The sequence below is a fragment of the Clostridium sp. DL1XJH146 genome, assembly GCF_054819755.1.
The window spans coordinates 96068-121766 of record NZ_JBTVVN010000009.1 but is presented as its reverse complement, the minus strand read 5'-3'; the positions used below and the strand labels follow the sequence as shown (position 1 = coordinate 121766).

Genomic DNA, 25699 nt, shown 5'->3' with positions numbered 1-25699 from the left:
AGCCCTTTGTGGCTCGTTTTTTCATTAAAAAAATAAAAAACTGAGGCTATCTCAGTTTTCTATTCTGAGACAGCCCCTTTATTTATTACTAATTATTTTTTGTTTTTAACTTGCGCCTGTGCAGCAGCCAATCTTGCAATTGGAACTCTAAATGGAGAACAAGAAACATAATTCAATCCAATATTATGACAGAATTCAACTGATGCAGGATCTCCACCATGCTCACCACAAATTCCTAGTTTAATATTCTTTCTCTTTTCTCGGCCCTTTGTACATGCCATTTCTACTAACTGCCCTACCCCTGTTTGATCAAGTTTTTGGAATGGATCTGATTCATATATTTTCTTATCGTAGTAATCTCCTAAGAACTTACCTGCATCATCTCTAGAGAAACCAAATGTCATTTGAGTTAAATCATTTGTTCCAAATGAGAAGAATTCAGCTTCTTCAGCTATTTGGTCAGCAGTTAATGCGGCTCTTGGAATTTCTATCATAGTACCAACCATATATTTTATTTCTATACCTGATGTTTCTATAACTTTATCAGCAATTTTTACAACTACATCTTTTACATATTTTAATTCCTTGACTTCTCCAACTAGAGGTATCATTATTTCAGGTACTATGTCGTATCCTTTTTCTTTTTTTACTTGAATAGCAGCTTCTATAATAGCTCTAGTTTGCATTTCAGCCATTTCAGGATAAGACACTGCTAAACGGCAACCTCTATGACCCATCATTGGATTAAATTCATGCAAAGATTTAATTGTTATATTTAATTCTTCAAATCCTAAACCCATTTCTTTAGCTAATTCTTTAATATCCTCTTCATCTTGTGGTAAGAATTCATGTAATGGTGGATCTAGTAATCTAACTGTTACAGGTCTTTCTTCCATTGCTTCATATATTCCCACAAAATCTTGTTTTTGCATAGGCAATAATTTTTCTAATGCCCTTTTTCTTTGTTCTACAGTTTTTGAAACAATCATTTCTCGTACAGCTGCAATTCTAGCCTCATCAAAGAACATATGCTCAGTTCTACATAATCCTATACCTTCTGCTCCAAATTCTACTGCTTGAGCAGCATCCTTAGGTGTATCAGCATTTGCTCTTACTTTTAATTTTCTAATTTCATCAGCCCAACTCATAAATACTCCAAAAAATCCTGTGATTTCAGGAGACACTGTTTTAATTGCCTCTCCATATACATTACCTTTTGAACCATCTAAAGAAATATACTCACCTTCTTGATATGTTTTATCTCCAACGGTAAAGCTTTTTGTTTTTTCACTTACATTAAGCTCTCCACAACCAGCTACACAACACTTACCCATGCCTCTTGCAACAACAGCAGCGTGAGATGTCATTCCACCCCTAACTGTTAATATACCCTCAGCAGCAGCCATACCTTCTATATCTTCTGGAGAAGTTTCTAATCTAACTAAAATAACTTTTTCTCCTGCATCATGATGCTCCTTAGCATCTTCTGCAGTAAAGTATATTTTACCACAAGCTGCACCTGGAGAAGCTGGTAACCCTTTAGCAATAGGTACAGATTTATTTAATTCTGAAATATCAAAAGCTGGATGCAATAAAGAATCAAGCTGTTTTGGATCTACTTTTAATATAGCTTCTTCTTTAGATATCTTTCCTTCTTCTACTAACTCAACGGCTATTTTCAAAGCTGCTGGAGCTGTTCTCTTACCATTTCTTGTTTGTAGAAAGTATAGTTTGCCTTGCTCAATAGTAAACTCCATATCTTGCATATCTTTATAATGGTCTTCTAATTTTTGAGCTAATTCCATAAATTCTTTATATACTTCTGGCATTACATTTTCAAGCTTACTTATTGGCTGTGGAGTTCTAATACCAGCAACAACATCTTCACCTTGAGCATTTATCAAGTACTCACCAAATATTAATTTTTCACCTGTTGCAGGGTTTCTTGTAAAGGCAACCCCTGTTCCAGAAGTGTTTCCCATATTTCCAAATACCATACATTGAACGTTTACAGCAGTTCCCCAACTACCAGGTATATCATTTAATCTTCTATAAACAATCGCTCTTGCATTATTCCATGATGCAAACACAGCTTTTACAGCTTCCATTAATTGCTCTTTTGGTTCTTGTGGAAATTCTTTTCCCATTTCTTTTTTATAAAGTACTTTATATCTATCAACTACCACTTTTAAATTATCTGCTGTTAAATCAGTATCATAACGTGCATCATTCTCTTCTTTAACTGCATCTAAGATATCTTCAAATTTTCTTTTTTCAATACCTATTGCAACATCTGAAAACATTTGAATGAATCTTCTATAAGAATCATAAGCAAATCTTTCATTATCAGTTAATTTAGCTAACCCTTTTACAGAATCATCATTTAAACCAAGATTTAAAATTGTATCCATCATTCCAGGCATAGACATTCTTGCACCTGACCTTACAGATACCAATAGAGGGTTTTCTAAATCACCAAATTTTTTACCTGTAATCTCTTCAGTTGTTTTCAAAGCAACTTCAATTTGTTCTTCGATTAGGCTTGATATTACTTCCCCATCCTCATAGAATTGAGTACAAGCATCTGTTGAGATTGTAAATCCTTGTGGTACAGGTAAACCTAAATTAGTCATTTCTGCTAAATTGGCACCTTTACCACCGAGTAAATTCTTCATACCTTTATTTCCTTCTGAAAATAGGTACACATACTTTTTTGTATCCATAGCTTACATCCCCTTATCTTAAATTTGATTTATGTTTAGAGTGAATTTTTAGAAATTCTACCCTTTAATACCATAACTAAATAAATCAAAAATTCAATAACCCTTCTCCGAGTTTGACGAAAACTTTTGTTATATTTGTTTTTGAAAGTTTTCCTACCACTTTAATTATTTCTTTATTATCTTGAATAATTTTTTCAACCACTGGTAGACTGTCAACTTCATGAGATATTATTTTTTTAGCTGCCTTATATGCACTATCTTTTTCTTCTACGTATACGATATTTGGCATTCTTGTCATAATTATACCTACAGGTACTTTATTTATATCTGTTTTCCCCATAGCTACTTTCAAAAAGTCTTTTCTCGATACTGCTCCACACAATGAACCATTACTACATACAAATAAAGTCCCCGTATCATTAAGAAACAAATTTATAATAGCATCATAAATATTTGTTTCTTCGGTTATTGTAATGGCTTTTGACATTATTTCACCTACAGTTATTTTTTTTAAGTAATCTTCCGCTATGCTAGAGGTATTTTTTTCTGCAAATATGTAACCTACTTTAGGCTTTGCATCTAGTATTCCTGTCATAGTAAGTATAGCCAAATCTGGTCTCAATGCTGCTCTAGTAACACCAATATGTCCAGCTAATTTTTCACTAGTTATTGGCTGATTTTCTTTTACTAACTCTATTATTTTATTTTGCCTTAAGGTTAATTTGATTATAAAAACCTCCTTCCTTTGTTTATAATTCTTCTACATTATAACAGATTATTAAAATTAATTGTATAACACTTTTGTTAAATATGCTTGATTATTTACGAATATTGCTAATTATGTTAAATTAGCTTCTAAAATCTACCTATTTTGTATGTTTTGAATTTTTATAATATTGTACAAAATTCAATATTTTCTGACTATTGATTTGTGTATTTTTACAAATTATTATTCTTTTTTGATCTTATATCTTAATCTTTTTTATATTTATAGATACTCAAATTTCTAAATATTTATCAAAGTATATTATACTACTTTTTCAATTATTTTACATTTAATTCGCAAAAAAAGACTGAGAAATAATTTTCTTTTCTCAGTCTTTTAAACCTTTTTAAAGATGCCCTAATTACTTTTTTTTATTTGTCATCTTCTTCTTTACTATCAGTTTCTTCACTTTGATTTTCTTTACTTTCTTCTACATCTTCAAAGTTTACAGTATACTGGTACACATTACTATCTTCATCAACTTTTGTTTTATTTGTATCAAATTTATTCTTTACATCTGATGATATATCATCAACCTTTTCCTTTACCTCAGCTGTAAACTCATTAACTTTTTCTTTCATATCATTTGCTTTGTATTTCATATCATTTGCTGTATTTTTAATTATAGTATTTACTACTTCTACAGAACCATCTTCTTTTACAATTTCTACAGTAATTGTTGTAATAACAGCTGTCAAAACTCCTATAGCAATCATTATAGGCCATAGCTGAATTGTTAAAACACCAACAGCTACTCCTGCATTAACAGGTATATTCAAAATTGTTTTATCTTCTTTTTTAACTCTAACTCTAGTAACATTACCTTTATCGACTACATTTTTAATCCATTCTTTAAACTCTTCAAAACCTTGAAAAACTTCATTCTTTACAGTTTTGCTTTCATCTTCAATAAATATTAAAGCTTCAACTACATCTCCGTTGGTTTTTTCTAAAGCTTCTTTTGCTACACGGTATGTTACACCCGTTCTTTCTCTTACAACGTCAATCTTTTCTAAAGTAATACCATCCATTTTACTCACTCCTTTTAATAAAATCAAAAATCTCTAAACTTTTAGGTTTTTTTGAATAACTCTGCATAATTAATTGAACTAAAATATTATATATTTCTCTTTTCAATTCTTCTGTTACATTAAGTCGATATAATTTATCCATTGGTGTTTTTTTTAGATATCTAAGTATATTAAATGCTGCGAAACTAACCTTCAAACTATGTGTTTTACTACAATTACTACAGACACCACCATAATATTGTATGTTAATATACTGAGATGTTTCTATTTTTTTATTACATAAACAGCATCTTTCAAAATCAATACTATATCCAGTTCGCTCTAACAATTTAACCTCAAAGGATCTAATTAATAGTTCATAATCTATAGCTTTACTTTTAATCAAATAAAAACATCTTATAAATTCCTCAAACAATTCTCTATTACTTTCCTCATCTGGCATAGCAATTAATATAAGCTCGCATAAATAAGAGCCATAGGTAATAGTCTCCAATTCTCCTAGAAACCCTTGAAAAGAATCTATTAATTCTACTTCATTTATAGTATATAAATTTTTACCTCTATAAATCACATAATCACCAAAGGCAAATTGCTGAGTAAAGGAACCAAGTTTACTATTTTTTTTCTTAACTCCTCTTGCTAGGCAAGTTATCTTTCCTAATTTTTCTGTAAACATCCAAACTAATCTATCATTTTCTTTATAATCTTGAGTCTTTATGACTATTCCTCTAGTTTTAAAAATCGACAGAAAATCATCTCCTAAGTCATAGTATACCCTTTTTTTGAAAGATAATGTGCAATTAAAACCTAAAACCCTTTAAAAGCTAATGCACAATGCACAGTTTACAATGCACAATTAAGGATGATTCTCTCCCTTCGGTCGAGAATCTTTAATTTACTAAAAACCTTCTTAAATCATAATAAATCTATATATATATTGCTATAAATTTTAATTTTATACTTAAAATTACTACATAATCTTTCAACTGCACTTTACACTCCGCAAACTGCTAATCGGTTTTGTCTTAAATTTTGAATTTATTTTTGAATTTGTCTTTGAATTTGTTTTTGATTGTGCATTGTATTATGCATTGTGCATTGCATTATGCATTGTGCATTGTGCACTGCTATTGCTTATATCCAAGTTCTTTCAGCATAAAGGAGCTATCTCTCCACTCTTTTTTAACCTTTACCCATAATTTTATATCTACTCTTTCTCCTAGAAACTTTTCAATTTCTATTCTAGAATAAGTGCCTATTTTTTTAAGCATGCTACCCTGCTTTCCAATTATAATTCCTTTATGAGAATCTTTTTCACACAAAATATTTGCTTCGATATTATACTTTCCATTATACTTTTTCATAGATAAAATTTCTACAGCAGTACCATGTGGAATTTCTTGAGATAAGAGTCTTAAAATCTTTTCTCTTACAATCTCAGCTACTACAAATTTTTCCTGTTGGTCTGTTATCATATCATCGGGATAATATTTTGGCCCTTCTGGCATACATTTTTCCATTAATTCTAATAGTTTTGCAACGTTTTTCCCATTTTTTGCTGATATAGGTATTATCTCATCAAAACTAAAAAATTCTGAATATTTCTTTAGAGTATTTATAACTAATTCTTCTTTTGATTCATCAATTTTATTTAGTACAAAAAATACTTTCTTATTTCCCTTTTTCAAACCTTCAAGAATCATTTCATCACCTTTACTAATTTCTTCTGAAGGATTTGTCATAAATAAAACTAAATCAACTTCTTTAACAGAGTCCTCTGCCATCTTTACCATATATTCACCTAATTTATGACGGGGTATATGTATACCCGGAGTATCAACAAATATCATCTGATAATCCTCTGTTGTAAGTATACTTTGAATATTATTTCTTGTTGTCTGAGGTCTACAAGATACAATTGAGAGCTTTTCTCCCATTAATTTATTCGTTAATGTTGATTTACCAACATTTGGTCTTCCTATTATTGTTACAAATCCTGATTTGAACATAATTCCTCCTTTGAATCTAAATCTTCTTTTGTAAAATCATACGGTAATAATTCTTTTAATTTATATATTTTATAATTATCTAAACTAGTAAATACAATAACATCAATATCTCTATCACCAAATTCTCTAATTACTTGTCTACAAATACCACATGGGTAAGATAGTTGCTTCAAATCCCCTACTACAGCAATTGCTTGTAGTCTTTCTTCTCCTTCTGAAATAGCTTTGAAAATAGCTGTTCTTTCTGCACAACAGGTGGCTCCATATGATGCATTTTCAATATTGCACCCTCCATAAATATTTCCTTTACTTGTCAAAACAGCCGCCCCAACTTTAAAATTTGAATATGGAACATAAGCTCTTTCTCTATACTTCAACGCTTCTTGCATTAATTTGCTATACTCCATAGTATTTCCTCCATAATTATATACATTTCTTTATTAGTAGTTAGATTATACCACTTTTGTGTTAGCCAAACAAATCAAAAATAAAAAGGGTTAATAATGTTCCAAATATAGCTCCTACGACAACTTCAAATGAAGAATGGACTTCAGAATCAACCCTACTTTGAGCTATTATTACTGCAAGTAGATATGCAAGTACAATAACAATTGGTACTTCTGTTAGTAATGCAATAGTAGTTGCTATTGAAAACCCTATTGTACTATGTCCACTAGGCATACCACCCTTTAAAGGAGTACCTTCACCATAGATTGCTTTTACTATTATCGTTACAATAGACACAATAACTAAGCATAAAAAAACCATATAGGGGTTTGAATTTTTTATTTTTCTTATCATTTCAAATGTAAAAGGATGGAGCCTATCGCCAAATATTACAAAACCAACAAAAACAGAATTCAATGCAGCTATCAAAACAGCACCGGCTGCAACATTTTTTGCAATTTTAGCTAATGGATGATAATAATTTGTGGTTGCATCTATAGCCGCTTCTACGGCTGTATTTATCATCTCACAAATAAGTACTAGCGTTATAGCAAAAGTAACAGCTATAAGCTCTAGTTTAGATAAATCATAAAAAAAACATCCTATAAGAACTATTAAAGTTGCAATCATATGTATTCTCATATTTCTTTGTGTTCTAACTGAATAGATTATACCTTCAAATGCATAATTAAAGCTATCTACTAATTTCCTAACTTTTCTCTTCATATTATCCCCACTTTTTTTCTAATAATGTACTTTGATCAATTTGCAATGTGCAAAAAGATAAAATATAATTTCACAAAAATTTTGACATACATTATTTGTATGCCATTTTTTAAAACCTTGTTATATCAAATTTATTTAATATTTCTTCTTCTCTTTCTCTCATAATTTTCTTATCTACGTCTTCCATATGATCATATCCTAGTAAATGTAATAAAGAATGAACACACAAATAACATACTTCTCTCTTAATAGAATGTTCAAACTCTTCACTTTGTTCTCTAGCCTTTTGAATTGAAAGTACAATATCTCCTAGCACTAATTTTCCTTCGTCTAGGTCGTAAGGCATAAAAGTATAATTCAAATAGCAATTTTTGAACACATTCCCTTCTATATATTCAAGTTGAGGAAAAGATAAGACATCTGTTTCTTTATCAATTCCCCTAGTTTCCTTGTTTATTCTTCGTATTTCTTCATTATTAACATAAATCAAGCTAATTTCAGTTTCTATGTTAACTTCCTCTTCTTTAAGAGTATAATCCAAAATTCGTTCAATAAGTTCATTCAAATCATTATCTACAACTTCTTTATCTTGTCTATTATCTATAAGTATCATTTTTCTCTCCAATTTTTTTTCGCTTTTATAGATGATTTAACAATAATAAATCATCATCCCAATTCAAAGTTTTCCTAAATGCAGTGCTGAAAAAAGCTTTCTCCACTGCAAACCAGTTTTAATCTTTTAATCTTTTAATCTTTTAATCTTTTAATTGTGCATCGTGCATTGTGCATTGTGCATTGCCTTAATAGCTATTTTACAGATTTCTCTGTTGGATATTCTATTCTCTGATGATAAATTCCAGATAAAACTTTAAGGAAAGCCTCTCTTATAGCATTTAAATCTTTTAATGTTAGATCACAATTATCAAGTTGATTTTCATTAAATTTACCTTTTATTATCTTGTTTACCATTTCTTCGATTTTACCTTGAGTAGGTTCTACAATTGATCTTACTGCTGCTTCAACGCTGTCAGCAAGCATCATAATGGCTACTTCCTTGCTTTCTGGAATAGGTCCAGGATACATAAAATCTTCTTCCTTAATTTCCTCTGGCTTTTCTGCAGAATTTTTAGCCGTTATATAAAAATATTTTACTAAAGAAGTTCCATGATGCTGCTCGATAGCATCTCTAATAACTCCAGGGAGTCTATACTCTTTAGCAAGTTCTAATCCATCCTTTACATGAGAAGTAATGATCAATGTACTCAAATTTGGATTTATATTATTATGCGGATTATCTTTTCCTATTTGATTTTCAGAAAAGAACATTGGTCTTTTAAGCTTCCCTACATCGTGATAGTAGGCTGACGCTCTTGCTAGAACAGGATTGCCTCCTACTCTTTCTGCAGCCAATTCCGATAGATTAGCAACCAATACACTATGATGATAAGTTCCCGGTGCTTCCATTAATAATCTTTTCTGAAGTGGGTGATTTGGATTTGATAACTCCAATAGTTTAATAGTAGTCACAATATCAAATGCACTTTCAAAAAACGGTAAAAAACCGATAGTTAAAATTGATGACAAAGTACTGCCAATAAAGGCTAACCCAGATTTTTGTAAAATTTCTACAGCATTACTACTTAATAAAAATCCTATGGAAAAACTCATACTAAAACTAATTATACCGATAATTAATGATATATACAAAATATCGTTTCTTTGCTGTAATTTCTTCAATGTTATTGCCCCTAATAAACAATTCACAAGAGCTAGCAAAGTAACTTCAATATTAAATTGAACAACCACACTTATCAAAATACAAGTCATCAAATTTAAAACTAATGATACCTTATCATCTATCAGAAGTGTCATTAACATTGGGACACATGCAAGTGGTATTATCATTGGTGATATAATCTTTAAAGTTCTTGCAAGTAGCAAAGAAATAATTGCTAATACGCTAATTAAAATAAGTCTTTTCCAATTTCTAAAAATATTAATATGGTATTTATATAAGTATATCCAACTCAGTATTAAATACATCAATACCAAAACACCTATCACTATATAAGTATATGTATTAAAATCATTATCAAGAAGTCCAAGTTCCTGTAAAACAGATATATCTCTTTCAGTAACTTTTTCTCCTTCTCTTACAATGGTTTCACCTTTTTTAACTAATATAGGTTGAACCATTTCTATAGCTTCTTCTTTTAATTTTTCTGTTTTTTCCTCATCATAGAAAAAATTTGGTTCAAGTTTAGAATAACCTATAGATATCCCTATTTCTCTTAGTTTATTTGACAGATTAGATGATTTAAATTTAACATCTATAGCATCTTGAGCATTTTTCTCATCTTGCTGTGAAGCTTCAATTTTGGATTGGTCAGTACTACTACCTTCCCTTATATCATATTCTAAAACTTCACCCATAATAGAACTTATTATATCATGAAAGCTATCCAGTTCCTCTTTATTCAACTCAATAAGTGTACTATAATCCTCTTGCGAAAGAATTACATAAGTCTGTTGCTCTATACTAGCTAATTTATCTTCAGTAGTCAAGTCTGTTGATACTAATTTATCTAGTTCAAAGAAAAAACTATCTATCTCTTTCATTGAATTAGTTTTCATTTCTGGGTTTTTACTATATTGCATAGGTATAGTAGCTACCTCTTGTTCTTTTTTTATTTCTGTTGAATAGGTGTCTTCAACATCCTTTGGTGCTTTTATATCATAATTTGATACATTTCCTGCTTCTAAATCATATTTTTGAGTAATAACTGATGATATTAAAATAAAATATATCAAAATAAAAGTACTTATAAAAATAAGAATTCTTTTAGGTATTTTCTCATTTAAAAAACTCTTCACCATTTTCACATCCTTCGTACAATGAACTTAGTCATTAACACTAGATACTTCCGATTTTCTAGGTATACCTATTTCCTCTTCACAAACAATAATAACACTTAATTCTATCATATTACCAACATCATTTTTATTAACAATCTTATCTATTATTTTAACAGATTTATCTAGATTTACAACAATATTTGAATTTAATTCTTTTACAGCTGCTTCCTCAAGGTTTAAAGTGTCAGCTTCCTGCTCTTTTTCCTCAACTTCATAGTATACAATTTTTTTATACAAAGGTTTATCTATTATATCCTTATCATAATCTTCGTATTTGTTGTCACTTTTTTTTATTAATATTTCCTTATTCCCTAATTTTATATATAAATCCTCTGCTTCATTTCCTGTTTTTTCTCTTATTATTTCCTTTTTATTAATTATTGTCTTTTTTTCATAAAAGGTTTTAGCAACAATTTCACCTTCTGCATGAACTTCATATGTTGCATCTTCTTTTCCTTGAATACCTTTAATTAAAACGTCCCCTTTTTGCACTACTTGTCCTTTTTCAACAACAACTGTACCACTACTAGCATAAACCTGCTCTATTATACCATCTTTATCAGCTATAATATTACACGGTTCATTATCAACAACAGTATTTGGCGGAAGACGACTCTCTATCACGTCAATAATCAAATTTGACCCATCCATAGTCACCCTCGCCCACATAATTTCAGGTATATCTGAAATCAATTTATCTTCTAGTAACTGAGATTCAATTTTATTTTTTTTAACGCCAACTTCAATACCTAGTGAATTTATGTAATTTTCAACTTCAAAAGGAGTAAGATGCTTTTCTGTATTTATATCTATATTCCAAACGTACCCTGAAAGCAAATAAATTATACTAACAAATAAAATTATTCCTATTATTGTAGCTCTTCTTCTACTTAACTTTAAAAAAAAGAACGAAACTCCTTTCCTATCAATAATTTTTATTTTTGCATTTCCTCTAGAAACTAATTTTCCAATTTTCCCATAGTCTTTTAAATTAATTTCTACATTAAAAGTAGTAGTGTTAATTCTTTGCAAATTTGAAGCTTCAATATTATTCTTCCATAATAAATTTATAAATTTTTCAGGTATTATGGAGCTGACCTGAATTGTTATTCTACCATTTTTATATTTTTCAAAATTAAATTTACTCATATATATTCTCCTCATAAATTACTGATGAAAATTTACCACTAACAACAATAGTTTTTCCCTCTAAATATTCAATTCTAAGTTTATTACCATTTATTATAATTACCCCTGTATTAGAGTTTACTTTAATCATATCTTCTTCAAAAAGGATTATTCCTTTATGATTTTCAATAAAAATCTCTCTATTTGCAGTAATAGTTATTTTAGGTAAATCCATAACTATCTCTTTTGGGATGTCAAGTTTTCTTGCAATTTCCTCAACAGCTTTATTATTTTTCAATTCAACCATCCTTAAAAATTACTTTCATACTAATTTATGATTGATGCAATATATTAATTACAAAAAAAATAAAAAGGTCCAGCTTTTGCTGAACCTTAATTTTATAAACTCATTAATTGCTTTCTCACAATAGAACTAACAAGTTTTCCATCCGCGCGACCTTTTACTTCTAGTTGCACGGCCTTCATTACCTTACCCATGTCTTTCACGCTATTTGCCCCTACTTCACTTATCACTGTATTTATTATTTCAGTAATTTTGTCCACTGTTAACTGCTCAGGAAGGTACCCTGATAAAATCTCTATTTCTGCAGATGTCTCATTAACAAGATCTTCTCTACCACCTAACCTAAATTGTTCGATGGCATCTTTTCTCTTCTTAATTTCTTTTAATACTATTGCAGAAACATCTTCATCTGTCAGTTCTCTTTTTTCATTTTTCTCAATTTGCAGAATAGCCGCCTTGGCCATATTAAGAGTACTAGCTCTAAATCTATCTCGAGCTTTCATAGCCTCTTTCCAATCAGATTGAATTTTTTCTTTTAGAGACATAACTGAGCAACCTTCTTTCGATTCAATTTATCATTTTTTCTTTCTTCTTCTAGCAGCTTCAGATTTCTTTTTCTTTTTAACACTAGGTTTTTCATAGTGTTCTCTTTTTCTTACTTCAGATAAAACACCAGATTTAGCACAATTTCTTTTAAATCTCTTTAATGCGCTTTCTAAAGTCTCATTATCTTTTACTTTAACTTCTGACATCTTTATCCCTCCCTCCCTATGCAGTATTGATTTGTGAGCTATTACTTTACTGAGGGCAAAATAGCACATTGGTAATTATACAACAAAGTTTTATAATATGTCAACTTTTATTTTGCCTTTTTACCCTGGTGGCCATGTTAAATTTCTACCACCTAGAAGGTGATAATGAATGTGCTCCACCGTTTGACCGCCATCTTCACCGCAATTAGCAACAATTCTATAACCTTTTTCATCAATATTCAATTTTGCTGCAATTTTTTTTGCAACTACAAATATATGACCAATAAGTTTTTCATCCTCTTCCTTAAGATCATTTATACTGCTTATATGTCTTTTTGGTAAAATCAAAACATGCACTGGTGCTTCTGGATTAATATCATTAAAACAGATTACCTGTTCATCCTCATAAACTTTATCAGAAGGTATTTCATTATTAATTATCTTGCAAAAAATACAGTCATTCATCTAAAAATCACCTCCTTTAATACTTATAATTCAACATATATAATAATAATCCTTTAAAATAAATAATTATTTTAAAGATGACCTATCATATGTTCTTCTTTTTCTTCAATTAGTTTAGTTTCCTTTATTTTTCCTTTTAAATCTATATCAGCTTTTGTTAATATTCTAATATAATTTGGAGTATAACCTTCATATATATTCTCTTCTTTTTCTTGTTCGTATAAAACTTCCATAAATCTATCTTTAAACCTATTTAAGAATTCTGCTTCATTTACAATATTCAATTCTAAAAGTCTTTTACTCCGCTCATCTTTTATATTACCATTAATCTGGTTGTTAAGAACAGCTGCTTTTGTTCCCTTTCTAGGGCTATATTTAAATATATGCGTCTTTGATAATTTTATTTTCTTTAAAAATTCGTAAGTTTTATTAAACTCTTCATCCGTTTCTCCTGGAAATCCTACTATTACATCAGTTGTTACAGACAAGTCTTCCATAGTTTCTCTTAATTTCATAACAACATTTCTATATTCATCTGCATTGTAATTTCTATTCATTCTTCTCAATGTTTCATCACACCCACTTTGTAATGAAATATGAAAGTGTGGACATAATTTTTCAATATTCTTTAATCTATCAATATTTTCATCTGTAAAAAACTTAGGCCCTATTGACCCTATTCTTATTCTTTTAAGTCCACCTATTTTATTAAGTTCTTCTATAATTTTAACTAAATCCCATTCTCCTTCTAAATCCTTTCCATAAGACGATATACTTATACCTGATAAAATTATTTCTTCAAACCCATTAGCTGCAAGTTTGCTTGCTTCTGCTATAACTCTTTCAGGAAGTTTACTACATATCGCTCCTCTTGAATATGGAATTAGACAATATGAGCAAAAGGAATTACACCCATCTTGAATTTTCAAAAAAGCTCTTGTCTTACCTTCAAACTCTTCAATAGAAAGGTCTTCGAATTCCTTATCTATCATAACATCCTTTACTACCACAAATTGCTTTTTTTCTTCTTTTGATCTATTTATCCAATATAATATTTCACCTTTGTTTCTAGTTCCTAAAACAACGTCAACATGTGAAATACTAGCAACCTTATCAGGATCAATTTGTGAATAACACCCTACTGCTGCTATAATAGCCAACTCATTCTTTTTTCTTGCTCTTGATATCATTGCCCTTGATTTTTTATCGCTCATATTAGTTACTGTACAAGTGTTTACTACATATACATCTGCAAATTCATTGAAATCTACTATTTCATAGTCATTCTTCTTAAAAATTTCAATCATAGCTTCAGTTTCATATAAATTCGATTTGCAACCTAATGTTGCAAAAGCTACTTTCATTATTTGTTTCCTCCTAAATCTCCTAGCTCATATTGTAAAATAGATATAGCAGTAAGTCCAGCTGTTTCTGTTCTAAGGATTCTCGGTCCTAAAGTCACAATATTTGCTCCCATTTCTTTGAATTTTTCGATTTCCGTTTCCTCGAAGCCACCTTCTGGCCCTACAAAAACTCCTATACTTTTGATATTATTAATTTTTTCATTACCAATAGCATCAACCATAGATTTTATTCCAAAATTATTTTCATTCTCGTATAGTACAACCAATAAATCTAAGGCTAAAATTTCCCTTTCCACATCCTCTGTAAGGACTATTTCGCCAACTTTCGGTATCATTGTCCTCTTGCTCTGTTTGCATGCTTCAAAAGCTATTCTGTTCCATCTATCTACTTTCTTATTCTCATTTTCGATACTGTGTATACTAGATACTACTCTTTTAGTTGCAATAGGAATAATACCCTTCACTCCTAATTCAATACATTTTTGTACGATTAAATCCATTTTAGCTGATTTAGGTACTCCTTGATATAAATATATATCTATATTACTTTCATTATTTTCTTCTAGTTTTTCAGTTAAATTAACAACAACTTCTTGCTTAGATATTTCTTCAATTTCTCCTCTAAATTCATTTCCCTGGCAATCATTTATATTAACTATATCTCCACTTTTCAATCTTAAAACTTTATATATATGTTTTACATCTTCCCCTGTTATTTTTGCTAAATTATCTACAATTTGATTAGATGGAACAAAAAATTTATGCATAAAACTCTCCTTTTTACTTTTTATTCTACATTAGTTTTTTGCAACAATGCAATTCCACTCACCATCATTCATCACTTCTAAAATCTCAAATCCTACTTTTTCGAGTTTTGCTACTACTTCATCTTTTTTATCATTAATTATACCAGAAGAAATAAATAACCCATCTTCTTTTATAAAATCTTTAACATTATTTGATAATTCTAATATTATATGAGCTAATATGTTTGCAACTACTATATTCGCTTTACCTCTAACTACTTCCATTAGATCTCCATATAATATATCAATATTATTTAATCCATTATATTCAATATTCTCCTTGGCTACTCTCACTGCTACCTTATCCAAATCTACGCCTACTATACTTGTAGCCCCTAATTTAGACGCTATAATAGAAAGTATCCCAGAACCTGTTCCAATATCAAAAATTGTATCTTCATCCTTAATGTATTTTTCGAGAGCCTTGACGCAAAGGCTAGTAGTTTCATGTGTACCCGTTCCAAAAGCCATCCCTGGGTCAAGTTCTATTACAATTTCCTCATCATTTTTATCATATTCTTCCCATGTAGGTTTAACTACAACTTTTTCACCTATTTTTGTTGGTTTAAAATACTTTTTCCAATTATTCTCCCAATTTTCTTCATTAACTTTGCCTTTAGATATATAAGTTTCTTTAGTATCAAAACCAAATTTACTCAATCCATCTATTTTTTCTTTTATCATTGTATAAATGTTATCAAATCCTTCTTCTTTAAAATAAGTTTTTAATATAACTTTATCTTTAATAACATTAAGACTCTCTGGATAATATTCATTTGTTTTAGAATTTTCCTTAACGTATTCCAAATCCGAAGGATTTAGAATAGATACGCCACTTACTCCCACACTATATAAAACAGCCTCTATAGGCTCTACATTTTCTTCTTTAGTTACAATTTCTACTTCCATCCACTCTTTATTCATCTTTAAACGTTCCTCCACAATAGTTTTATCAACTCATTATAATTCAAAAACTTTTTCACATCAACTAAAAAGGAAAAAAACTTGTTTCAAAATAGAAACAAGTTATTTAAATTGACCTTTAATTTTATCCATAAATGATTTTTTATGTTTTTCTTCTAATTTTTCTCCACTAGCTTCCATAAATCCAACTAGCGCTTGTTTTTGATTATCATCAAGTTCTTTTGGTATATCAACGATAATCTTAACATATTGATCCCCTCTGCCACTACTATTAACTCTTTGTATGCCTTTACCTTTTAATCTAAAAACAGTCCCTGACTGAGTCCCTGCTGGCACGTTATATTTAACTTCACCGTCAATAGTTGGAACTTTTAATTCTGTACCAAACACGGCTCTACCGAAGCTAACATGTCTTTCCATATGAATATCAAAGCCTTTTCTCTTAAATTGCTTATCTGGAGTAACTCTAATATTAATATAAAGGTCACCACTTGGTCCATTATTCTTACCTGGTTCACCCTGTCCTCTTAAAGGAAGAACATTACCAGTATCAACACCAGCTGGAATATTCACAGTTATTTTTTTATTCTTTCTAACAGTTCCCTTACCGTGACATGTAGTACATTTTTCCTCTATTATCTTACCTGTACCACCACATTTATCACAAGTTGAGGTAGATACAAAACTTCCAAGAGGTGTACTTCTTTTAACTTTTACTTGTCCAGCACCGCCACACTTATCACAAGTTTTAGGACTAGTACCAGCTTTAGCACCACTACCATTACAAGTATCACAAGTTTCATTTTTAGTAATAGAAATTTCTTTCTCAACACCAAAAACAGCTTCTTTAAAAGATAAATTTAAAGTATATTCTAAATCAGAACCTCTTTGAGGTGCATTTTGATTTCTTCTGCCTGAGGAAAAACCACCACCAAAAAACGATTCGAAAATATCTTCAAAGCCTCCAAAACCAGCCCCATCAAATCCTTGTGACCCATTGAAATCAGTAGTTCCAAATCTATCATACTGAGATCTTTTTTCAGTATCTGACAACACTTGATAAGCTTCATTTATTTCTTTAAATTTTTCTTCTGCTTCTTTATTATCTTTATTTCTATCAGGATGATACTTCATTGCTAATTTTCTAAATGCTTTTTTTAAATCATCTTCACTTGCATCTTTTGAGACTCCAAGAATCTCATAATAGTCTTTATTTGCCATTTGAAAATATCCACCACCTAGTTTTTTTCAAGTACATACAATTTATATTATACCTTAATAATATTAAAAGTGAATAGTGAATAAAATCTCTAGACACTTGAATAAAGGGACAGGTCTTAACCCATCCCTTTAATGAGTATTTTATTTATCCTCTTCTACTTCAAAGTCAGCATCTACAACATTATCATCATTAGCTGCACCTTGGTTTTCTTCTTCACCCATATTTCCTTGATTAGGTGCTCCACCTTGTGCTGCTTCTTGTTGATATATTTTTGAAGAAATTGCATAGAAACTCTCTGTAACTGCTTCTGTTGCTTTTTTGATTGCTTCAATGTCTTCTCCATCTTTTATTGCTTTTAATGCATTCATTTTTTCTTCTACTTGTGCTTTATCTCCAGCTTCAACTTTTTCTCCAAGGTCTTTTAATGTTTTCTCAGTTTGGTATAAAGTTGAATCAGCATTATTCTTAACATCAATTGATTCTTTTAATTTTTCATCTTCTTCAGCATGTTTTTCTGCTTCTTTTACAGCATCATTAATTTCGCTATCTGATAAATTAGTTGAAGCAGTTATTGTAATCTTAGCTTCTTTTCCTGTTCCTTTATCTTTAGCAGAAACATTTAATATACCATTAGCATCTATATCAAATTCAACTTCAATTTGAGGAACCCCTCTTGGTGCTGCTGGAATATCAGAAAGTATAAATCTTCCTAATGTTTTGTTACCTGCAGCCATTTTTCTTTCACCTTGAACTATATTAATTTCAACTGAAGTTTGGCTATCTGCAGCTGTAGAGAATATTTGGCTCTTTTTAGCTGGAATAGTTGAGTTCCTTTCTATTAATGGAGTTGCAACTCCACCTAAAGTCTCAATTCCAAGTGTTAATGGTGTTACATCAAGTAGCAATACGTCTTTAACGTCTCCTGAAAGAACTCCTGCTTGAATAGCTGCTCCCATAGCAACACATTCATCTGGGTTAACTCCTTTTGAAGGATCTTTTCCTGTAAATTTCTTAACTGATTCTTGAATAGCAGGTATTCTTGTAGAACCACCAACTAAAACAACTTTATCTATTTCATTAATACTTAAGCCTGAATCTTTTAATGCTTTTTTCATAGGCTCAGTTGTTGCATCAACTAAGTCATGAGTTAATTCATCAAATTTAGCTCTAGTAATTGTTATGTCAATGTGCTTAGGACCAGTTTGGTCAGCTGTTATAAATGGTAAGTTAACATTTGTACTTACAGCTGATGATAATTCTATTTTAGCTTTTTCTGCTGCTTCTTTTAATCTTTGAAGAGCCATTTTATCTTTTCTTAAATCAATTCCATTATCATTTTTGAAAGTATTAGCCATATAATCAATTAATTTTTGGTCAAAGTCATCTCCACCTAAATGAGTATTACCATTAGTAGATTTAACTTCGAAAACTCCATCTCCTAATTCTAATATTGATACGTCAAATGTACCACCACCAAGGTCATAAACTAATATTGTGTGACTATCATCAGTTTTATCAAGACCATATGAAAGTGATGCTGCTGTTGGCTCGTTTATTATTCTAAGAACTTCAAGTCCTGCAATCTTACCAGCATTTTTTGTTGCCTGTCTTTCACTATCATTAAAATAAGCTGGAACTGTTATTACAGCCTCTGTTACTGTTTCTCCTAAATATGCTTCTGCATCTGCTTTTAATTTTTGTAATATCATTGCTGAAATTTCTTCTGGAGAAAACTTTTTATCATCTACAGCTACTCTATAATCAGTACCCATATGTCTTTTTATTGACATTATTGTTTTATCAGGATTTGTAATTGCTTGTCTTTTTGCTACCTGACCTACTAATCTCTCTCCACCATCTTTAAATGCAACCACTGAAGGTGTTGTTCTAGCTCCTTCTGCATTTGCGATAACTGTTGGGTTACCACCTTCCATTACTGCTACACATGAATTTGTTGTACCTAAATCGATACCTATTATTTTTCCCATTTTATTTACCTCCTAATATATTTTCTTAATTTATATAATTTTTTATTTATAACTTAATTTATTGGTTGAACTAAATTGATAATTTTTACTAATTTCAAATGCACAATTCACAATGCACAATTTATGTTGATTCTCTCCCTTTTTGGTCGAGAATCTGTATTTAATTAAATTATTCAATACATGAAATATAAACTAGTTTGCTACCTTAACTAATGAATATCTTAATACTTTATCGCCTCTTTTAAAGCCTTTTTGGAAAACTTCTACTATTTCATTATCCCCATATGAGCTATCTTCTATATGCATTATTGCATTATGCATATTAGGGTCGAACCCTTCATTAGTTGCTACTTCTTCAACATCAAGTTTTTCTAATGAATCTGTAAATTGATTTATTGTTTTTTGTATACCAGTTTTTAAATCTTCTACAGAACCATCTGCTTCTAATGCTCTTTCTAAATTATCAAGAACCGGAAGAATATTTTTAAGTACATCTGCACATGCATCTGTGTATATAGTTTTCTTTTCTTTGTCAGTTCTCTTCCTATAATTCTCATATTCTGCAGTTATACGCAATAATCTGTCTTTTAAAGCGTCTAGCTCATTAGATAACTTTTTGTTTTTACTTGTAAACACTTTTTTTTCCCCTTTTAGTTCTTCTAACTCTGCTTTTAATAGATCTTCTTTCTGTTCTAATTCTTCTTGTTCATTGACTACTTCAATCTCTTCTTCATCTAGGACCTCTTCAAATTCCTTATCTTCATTTACTTCTGCTTCTAAAGGATTTTCCTCCTTTAAAGCTTCACTTACTTCCTCTTCATTTTCAATATGAATTTCATCATTCAACATTTTTTCACCTCATGCTATTCATTTTACTATTCATTATTTTCATCATAATAAATACTTGTAATACTTTTATCTAAAACTTTTATAAACTGTGTCATTATTGCTAATATCTTTTCATATTGCATCCTTGTTGGGCCGATAACTCCTATTGTTCCTAGTGGTTTATCCCTCAAACTATATTCTGCACATATAAGGCTATAGTCTTTTGCATTTTCTGTGAGATTCTCACTCCCTATCTTCACAAAAATGTTTTTATTTTTTATATGCAATACATTTCCATCGCTTATTTTCAAATCCTCTAAATAATTATTATTAAAATTTAGTAAATTTGCCATTGCCGACTTATCATCTAGCATCTCTAAAAATTGTTTTGCTTTATCTACATCTTTATATTCTGAATAGTTAAATATATTTGATGCACCTTCAAAGAAAATATCTCTTCCATCTTCTTTTGACAGAGCATCGTAGAGTGCTGTTATTATAGCATCAAAAATACTCTCATATCCCTGAAGGTCATTCTTAAGTTGATTTATAACTTTTAAATTGATATCATCTATAGTTTTATTTCTTAACCTACTATTAAGAATATTAGATAATTTTTCTAATTTATCTTCTTCAATTTTACCATCTAATCTAATCAAATTATTATTTATCATTCCATTTTGAGTAACTATAATAACTAAGATGCTGTGATTATCTATAGGAATTAGTTTTAAAGCCTTAATATAACTAGTTCTTGCTGAAGGTGTTTTTACAACACATGTCATGTTAGTCAATTCTGAAAGTAATTGTGTTGCATTCTTAAGTACTCTATTAACTTCATAGAGAGCTATATTAACAAGTTCTGATTTCATCCTAACTTGATCCTCTGCACTTAAATCAGGTATCTTTATCAATTGGTCAACATAAAGTCGATATCCTTTATCTGATGGTTTTCTTCCAGAAGAAGTATGCAATTGTTCAAGATATCCAAGCTCTTCTAAGTCAGACATTTCATTTCTTATTGTTGCAGAACTTACGCCTAAATCATATTTTTTCGCTATAGTTCTTGAACCTATTGGTTCTCCAAATAATATATAATCTCTTATGATAGCCTCTAGAATTTTAATTTTCCTTTCAGTCATTTCATTAACATTCACAAGATCACCACCTTTTATTAGCACTCACTCAAGACGAGTGCTAACGACCTGCTTTTAAATTACCATGTAGCATTTTTTTTGTCAATATTATATTCAATGCTTATAGGCTATAATTTTATGATTAATGACATTCTAATTGAAATAAATCTATTTTCCTATATATTACTTAATATTCCTCTATTTTTTATCCAATATAAAATCACTCAATATATAATTAGAGATTTCATAACCTTTTTCTGAAAAAGAAATGTAATCATCTTCATCAAGTAATAATCCCAATTTAGTATATTTACTAATTACATTTTTATACTTAAAATTAATTTCTTCATGAAATCTTCTGATATATTCATTCTTGCTGATTCCTTTTCTTTTCCTTAATCCTAAAAACATAAACTCTTCAATTTCTTCCTCACTTGTATTAATATGTGTCTTGACTTTGCTATTGCCTTTATCATGCATATCCTTTATATAGTTAATTATGCTTTTATCATTTTCATATCGCACACCATCAATATAAGAATGAGCTGATGAACCAGTTCCTAAGTAGTTACCTAATTCCCAATAGACTAGATTATGCATACATTCTTTTCCCTTTTTAGAAAAATTGGAAATCTCATATTGATTATATCCATTAGCTTTCAATAATTCTACGGTCTTTTTATACATTTTTCTTTCTACATCTTCATTTGGTATTTCCAATTTATTTTCTTTAAACATTTTGTAAAAGCAGGTTCCTTCTTCGATTATTAAAGAATAACAAGAAACATGTTCGGGATTAAGATTAATTATATTTTCCAAAGTTTCTTCCCATTCTTCTAATTTAAGCCCAGGTATTCCAAACATCAAATCAATATTAATATTTTTAAAGCCTACTTTTCTAGCCTCTTTATATAATTTCAAAAATTCTTCTCTCGAATGAATTCTACCTAATAATTGTAGTTTATCATTTTGCCATGCTTGTAACCCTATACTAAGCCTATTAACACCCATATTTTTTAAAAATTTTAATTTTTCTATATCACAAGTGCCCGGATTCACTTCAATAGAAAATTCAGTAGGTTTATTATTTTTCATTTGTTTATCTAGAGATTTCTTTAATATCTCCAAATAATCTAACGACAAATAGGTAGGAGTTCCCCCACCTATGTAAATAGTATGTAAATTTTTTATGTCTTTATTTTGAATTTCCTTACTTAGAGCCAGCATATAACTCTCCATATATTTTTCCATACCATCATAAGAAGGAAAATCACAATATAAACACTTCTTAACACAAAATGGTATATGGATGTATAAAGATTCTCGTTTCATAATTGTTCATTCCTTTTGATAATTATATTGTTTCTTTATCTTTTTATTTTGAATATACTATTAATTTAATGCACAATTCACAATGCACAATGCACAATGCACAATTAAAGATGATTTTCTTCCCTTTGGTCAGAAAATCTTTAATTTAATATTTCAATTCTCTTTGCCAATTTATGCATTACTAATAAATTCAGAGCCGCAATTACAGTCATTATAATGCCATATATAATAACTTTATTTAAATTTAATAAGTTATTGTTAATGAAATAATGCATTACATATAAACAATAAAAGCCAGTTAATATGGTTGTCGCAATAGCTGGAATATATTTTTTTATTATAATGGTTTGTATTATGTGCATCAAAAGATGCATACAATAAGCTATTACTAACCCTAAAAACAAATTATAATTGTTTTTAATTCCAGCTATTATAACAATAATGGCAACAATTATAAATTCTTCTGCAACTATTAACGAAAAAACTTCAGTACTTATGTCTTTACATTGAGTAAGAATTCTTTTCCCAAATCTAGGATACTTCTCACAAATACTTCTTTTGTTTCGACTTATCCATCCTCGTATAAAAATAATCTCTTCAAATTCATGTATCATAAAAACAATTGGAAACAACCAAATTAACATATATGAATTCACTATATCACCTACTCAATTATCACTTTCACAAACAAGCCTTCTCTTACTACAAACCAAACCTCACATATTATTCTAATCTTTTAATCTTTTAATCTTTTAATCTTTTAATCTTTTAATCTTTTAATCTTTTAATCTTTTAATCTTTTAATAAAATGAAGAAATTTTTTAGCTCCGCTAAAAAATTTCCTCCATAATTGTGCATTGTGCATTGTGCATTGTGCATTTCTTTTAGTCTACTTTAAGTATCGACATAAACGCTTCCTGTGGCACTTCTACACTACCAACCTGACGCATTCTCTTCTTACCTTCTTTTTGCTTTTCAAGAAGTTTCCTCTTTCTTGATATATCTCCACCATAACATTTTGCAAGTACATCTTTTCTCATTGCTTTAACTGTTTCTCTTGCAATAATTTTTGCTCCTATCGCTGCCTGTATTGGAACTTCGAACATCTGTCTTGGGATAACTTCTTTTAATTTCTCAGCTATACCTCTACCTTTATGATAAGCTTTTTCTTCAGGCACAATCATAGATAATGCATCTACAATATCGCCATTTAATAAAAGGTCTAGCTTAACTAATTTAGCTTCTTTATACCCACTTAATTCATAATCTAAAGATGCATATCCTCTAGTTTTAGATTTTAACATATCAAAAAAGTCATATATTATTTCATTTAATGGAATAGTATATCGAAGCAAAACTCTAGTTGTTTCAATGTATTCCATATCAATATAAATTCCTCTTCTTTCCTGAGCCAATTCCATAACTGCACCTACATACTCAGAAGGAGTCATTATAGACGCATTAACAACAGGTTCTTCCATAAAATCTATAGATGAAAGGTCTGGCATATTAGTAGGGTTAGTTAGTTTTATCATTTCTCCATTATTCTTATGCACATTATATATAACTGATGGAGCCGTTGTTATAATATCAAGATTAAACTCTCGTTCTATTCTTTCTTGCATAATCTCCATATGTAACAATCCTAAAAATCCACATCTAAATCCAAAACCAAGGGCGATAGAAGTTTCTGGTTCAAAATTAAGCGCTGCATCATTTATTCTAAGTTTTTCTAATGCATCTTTTAATTCTCCATACTTTGCACCATCTACGGGATAAATACCACTGTATACCATAGGCACAGCCGGTCTATATCCTTCCAAGGCTTCTTCTGCAGGTCTATCTTTTTCAGTTACTGTATCTCCCACTTGTGCATCTCTTAAATTTTTAATAGATGCTGTGAAATATCCTACATCTCCTGCACTTAATTCATTAGTTTTCAAGTAATTAGGTGTGAAAACCCCAACTTCAGTAACTTCATAACTTTTGCCACTAGCCATAAATTTTATTTTATTTCCAGGTTTAATTGTTCCATCCATTATTCTTACATAAGAAACAACACCTTTATAACTATCATAATACGAGTCAAAAATCAAAGCTTTTAGTGGTGCTTCTTCATCTCCCTTTGGAGCTGGAACTTTTTTGACTATAGTTTCTAGTACATCTTCTATATTAAGCCCCGTCTTAGCAGATACAAGTGGTGCATCCGCTGCTTCTATACCAATTACATCTTCAATTTCTTGAATAATCTCTTCTGGTCTTGCACTTGGCAAATCTATTTTATTTATAACTGGAACTACCTCTAAATCATTATCTACAGCCAAATAACAATTTGCTAAAGTTTGAGCTTGTATACCCTGCGTTGCATCCACTATCAATAATGCGCCTTCACATGCAGCTAAACTTCTTGATACTTCATAAGTAAAATCTACATGTCCTGGGGTATCAATTAAATTTAATATGTATTCTTCCCCATTTTTTCTCTTATAAATCAATCTTGCAGCTTGAGATTTTATTGTAATTCCTCTTTCTCTTTCAAGCTCCATTGTATCTAAAACTTGGTCTTCCATCTCTCTTTTGGTTAGGGTACCTGTAGTTTCTAACAATCTATCCGCTAACGTAGATTTACCGTGGTCAATATGCGCTACTATTGAAAAATTTCTTATAAATTTCTTTCTATCAATACTCATTTGTTCTAACCTCCAACGTGCATAATAAATCAAAGTAAATTATAACATAAATGCTCACTCATATTCCAATACTTTTTAAAAGATAATTTGCAATGTGCAGTGTGCAATGTGCAATTTGCAATTGTGGATGATTCTCTCCTAT

At 29.9% G+C, this 25699-nt stretch carries 24 protein-coding genes; all 24 read right to left on the bottom strand.

The features are described from left to right. Positions 1–92 precede the first annotated feature (92 nt). Positions 93–2723 carry a pyruvate, phosphate dikinase gene (gene ppdK / locus ACVHXK_RS06720; protein WP_461205595.1) on the bottom strand — a complete coding sequence of 877 codons (2631 nt, stop codon included), beginning with the start codon at positions 2721–2723 and terminating at the stop codon, positions 93–95. 85 nt (positions 2724–2808) lie between these two features. Beyond that, a complete protein-coding gene (locus tag ACVHXK_RS06715; protein ID WP_461205603.1) occupies positions 2809–3453 on the bottom strand; it encodes a helix-turn-helix transcriptional regulator in 645 nt (214 codons plus the stop codon). A gap of 407 nt (positions 3454–3860) precedes the next feature. After that, positions 3861–4520, bottom strand: coding sequence for a DUF4342 domain-containing protein (locus ACVHXK_RS06710; protein ID WP_461205594.1), 660 nt, complete (start codon positions 4518–4520; stop codon positions 3861–3863). Position 4521: 1 nt separating this feature from the next. Then, positions 4522–5268: a DNA repair protein RecO gene (recO, locus tag ACVHXK_RS06705; protein ID WP_461205602.1), complete on the bottom strand. Its 747-nt coding sequence runs from the start codon at positions 5266–5268 to the stop codon at positions 4522–4524. 379 nt (positions 5269–5647) lie between these two features. Further along, on the bottom strand, positions 5648–6529 hold the full coding sequence (gene era / locus ACVHXK_RS06700; RefSeq protein ID WP_461205593.1) for a GTPase Era: 882 nt from the start codon (positions 6527–6529) through the stop codon (positions 5648–5650). Then, the gene (locus tag ACVHXK_RS06695) at positions 6508–6936 is read right to left on the bottom strand and encodes a cytidine deaminase (protein WP_461205592.1); all 429 of its coding nucleotides are present in this window, start codon (positions 6934–6936) and stop codon (positions 6508–6510) included. Before ACVHXK_RS06695 ends, era begins: the two co-directional genes overlap by 22 nt. A 61-nt stretch (positions 6937–6997) precedes the next feature. After that, positions 6998–7702: a diacylglycerol kinase gene (locus tag ACVHXK_RS06690; protein WP_461205591.1), complete on the bottom strand. Its 705-nt coding sequence runs from the start codon at positions 7700–7702 to the stop codon at positions 6998–7000. Positions 7703–7811: 109 nt separating this feature from the next. Then, positions 7812–8315 (bottom strand): rRNA maturation RNase YbeY, encoded by a 504-nt coding sequence (ybeY, locus tag ACVHXK_RS06685; RefSeq protein ID WP_461205590.1) that lies wholly within the window; start codon positions 8313–8315, stop codon positions 7812–7814. 194 nt (positions 8316–8509) lie between these two features. After that, positions 8510–10579, bottom strand: a complete 2070-nt coding sequence (locus ACVHXK_RS06680) for an HD family phosphohydrolase (protein ID WP_461205589.1) — start codon at positions 10577–10579, stop codon at positions 8510–8512. A 24-nt stretch (positions 10580–10603) separates the two neighbouring features. Next, positions 10604–11767, bottom strand: a complete 1164-nt coding sequence (yqfD, locus tag ACVHXK_RS06675; protein ID WP_461205588.1) for a sporulation protein YqfD — start codon at positions 11765–11767, stop codon at positions 10604–10606. Further along, positions 11760–12044, bottom strand: coding sequence for a sporulation protein YqfC (gene yqfC / locus ACVHXK_RS06670; protein ID WP_461205587.1), 285 nt, complete (start codon positions 12042–12044; stop codon positions 11760–11762). Before yqfC ends, yqfD begins: the two co-directional genes overlap by 8 nt. 101 nt (positions 12045–12145) lie before the next feature. After that, positions 12146–12595 carry a GatB/YqeY domain-containing protein gene (locus ACVHXK_RS06665; RefSeq protein WP_461205586.1) on the bottom strand — a complete coding sequence of 150 codons (450 nt, stop codon included), beginning with the start codon at positions 12593–12595 and terminating at the stop codon, positions 12146–12148. Between the two features lie 30 nt (positions 12596–12625). Beyond that, a complete protein-coding gene (gene rpsU, locus ACVHXK_RS06660) occupies positions 12626–12802 on the bottom strand; it encodes a 30S ribosomal protein S21 (RefSeq protein ID WP_461205585.1) in 177 nt (58 codons plus the stop codon). Positions 12803–12922: 120 nt separating this feature from the next. Next, positions 12923–13267, bottom strand: a complete 345-nt coding sequence (locus ACVHXK_RS06655; RefSeq protein WP_461205584.1) for a histidine triad nucleotide-binding protein — start codon at positions 13265–13267, stop codon at positions 12923–12925. A gap of 71 nt (positions 13268–13338) precedes the next feature. Next, entirely contained in the window at positions 13339–14631 is a 1293-nt protein-coding gene (gene mtaB, locus ACVHXK_RS06650; RefSeq protein WP_461205583.1) for a tRNA (N(6)-L-threonylcarbamoyladenosine(37)-C(2))-methylthiotransferase MtaB, read from the bottom strand. Next, a complete protein-coding gene (locus ACVHXK_RS06645; RefSeq protein ID WP_461205582.1) occupies positions 14631–15398 on the bottom strand; it encodes a 16S rRNA (uracil(1498)-N(3))-methyltransferase in 768 nt (255 codons plus the stop codon). The genes mtaB and ACVHXK_RS06645 overlap by 1 nt, the downstream gene beginning before the upstream one ends. A gap of 30 nt (positions 15399–15428) precedes the next feature. Continuing rightward, positions 15429–16361 (bottom strand): 50S ribosomal protein L11 methyltransferase, encoded by a 933-nt coding sequence (gene prmA / locus ACVHXK_RS06640; protein WP_461205581.1) that lies wholly within the window; start codon positions 16359–16361, stop codon positions 15429–15431. Positions 16362–16463: 102 nt separating this feature from the next. Next, positions 16464–17582, bottom strand: coding sequence for a molecular chaperone DnaJ (dnaJ, locus tag ACVHXK_RS06635; RefSeq protein WP_461205580.1), 1119 nt, complete (start codon positions 17580–17582; stop codon positions 16464–16466). 141 nt (positions 17583–17723) lie between these two features. Next, complete coding sequence (gene dnaK, locus ACVHXK_RS06630; RefSeq protein ID WP_461205579.1) at positions 17724–19571, bottom strand: molecular chaperone DnaK; 1848 nt, start codon at positions 19569–19571, stop codon at positions 17724–17726. A gap of 192 nt (positions 19572–19763) precedes the next feature. Further along, positions 19764–20420 (bottom strand): nucleotide exchange factor GrpE, encoded by a 657-nt coding sequence (grpE, locus tag ACVHXK_RS06625; protein ID WP_461205578.1) that lies wholly within the window; start codon positions 20418–20420, stop codon positions 19764–19766. 26 nt (positions 20421–20446) lie between these two features. Beyond that, the gene (gene hrcA, locus ACVHXK_RS06620; RefSeq protein WP_461205601.1) at positions 20447–21541 is read right to left on the bottom strand and encodes a heat-inducible transcriptional repressor HrcA; all 1095 of its coding nucleotides are present in this window, start codon (positions 21539–21541) and stop codon (positions 20447–20449) included. A gap of 192 nt (positions 21542–21733) precedes the next feature. Next, complete coding sequence (hemW, locus tag ACVHXK_RS06615) at positions 21734–22867, bottom strand: radical SAM family heme chaperone HemW (RefSeq protein WP_461205577.1); 1134 nt, start codon at positions 22865–22867, stop codon at positions 21734–21736. Between the two features lie 140 nt (positions 22868–23007). Continuing rightward, positions 23008–23523 (bottom strand): HXXEE domain-containing protein, encoded by a 516-nt coding sequence (locus tag ACVHXK_RS06610; RefSeq protein ID WP_461205576.1) that lies wholly within the window; start codon positions 23521–23523, stop codon positions 23008–23010. A gap of 228 nt (positions 23524–23751) precedes the next feature. Continuing rightward, positions 23752–25557, bottom strand: coding sequence for a translation elongation factor 4 (lepA, locus tag ACVHXK_RS06605; RefSeq protein WP_461205575.1), 1806 nt, complete (start codon positions 25555–25557; stop codon positions 23752–23754). Positions 25558–25699: the final 142 nt, after the last annotated feature.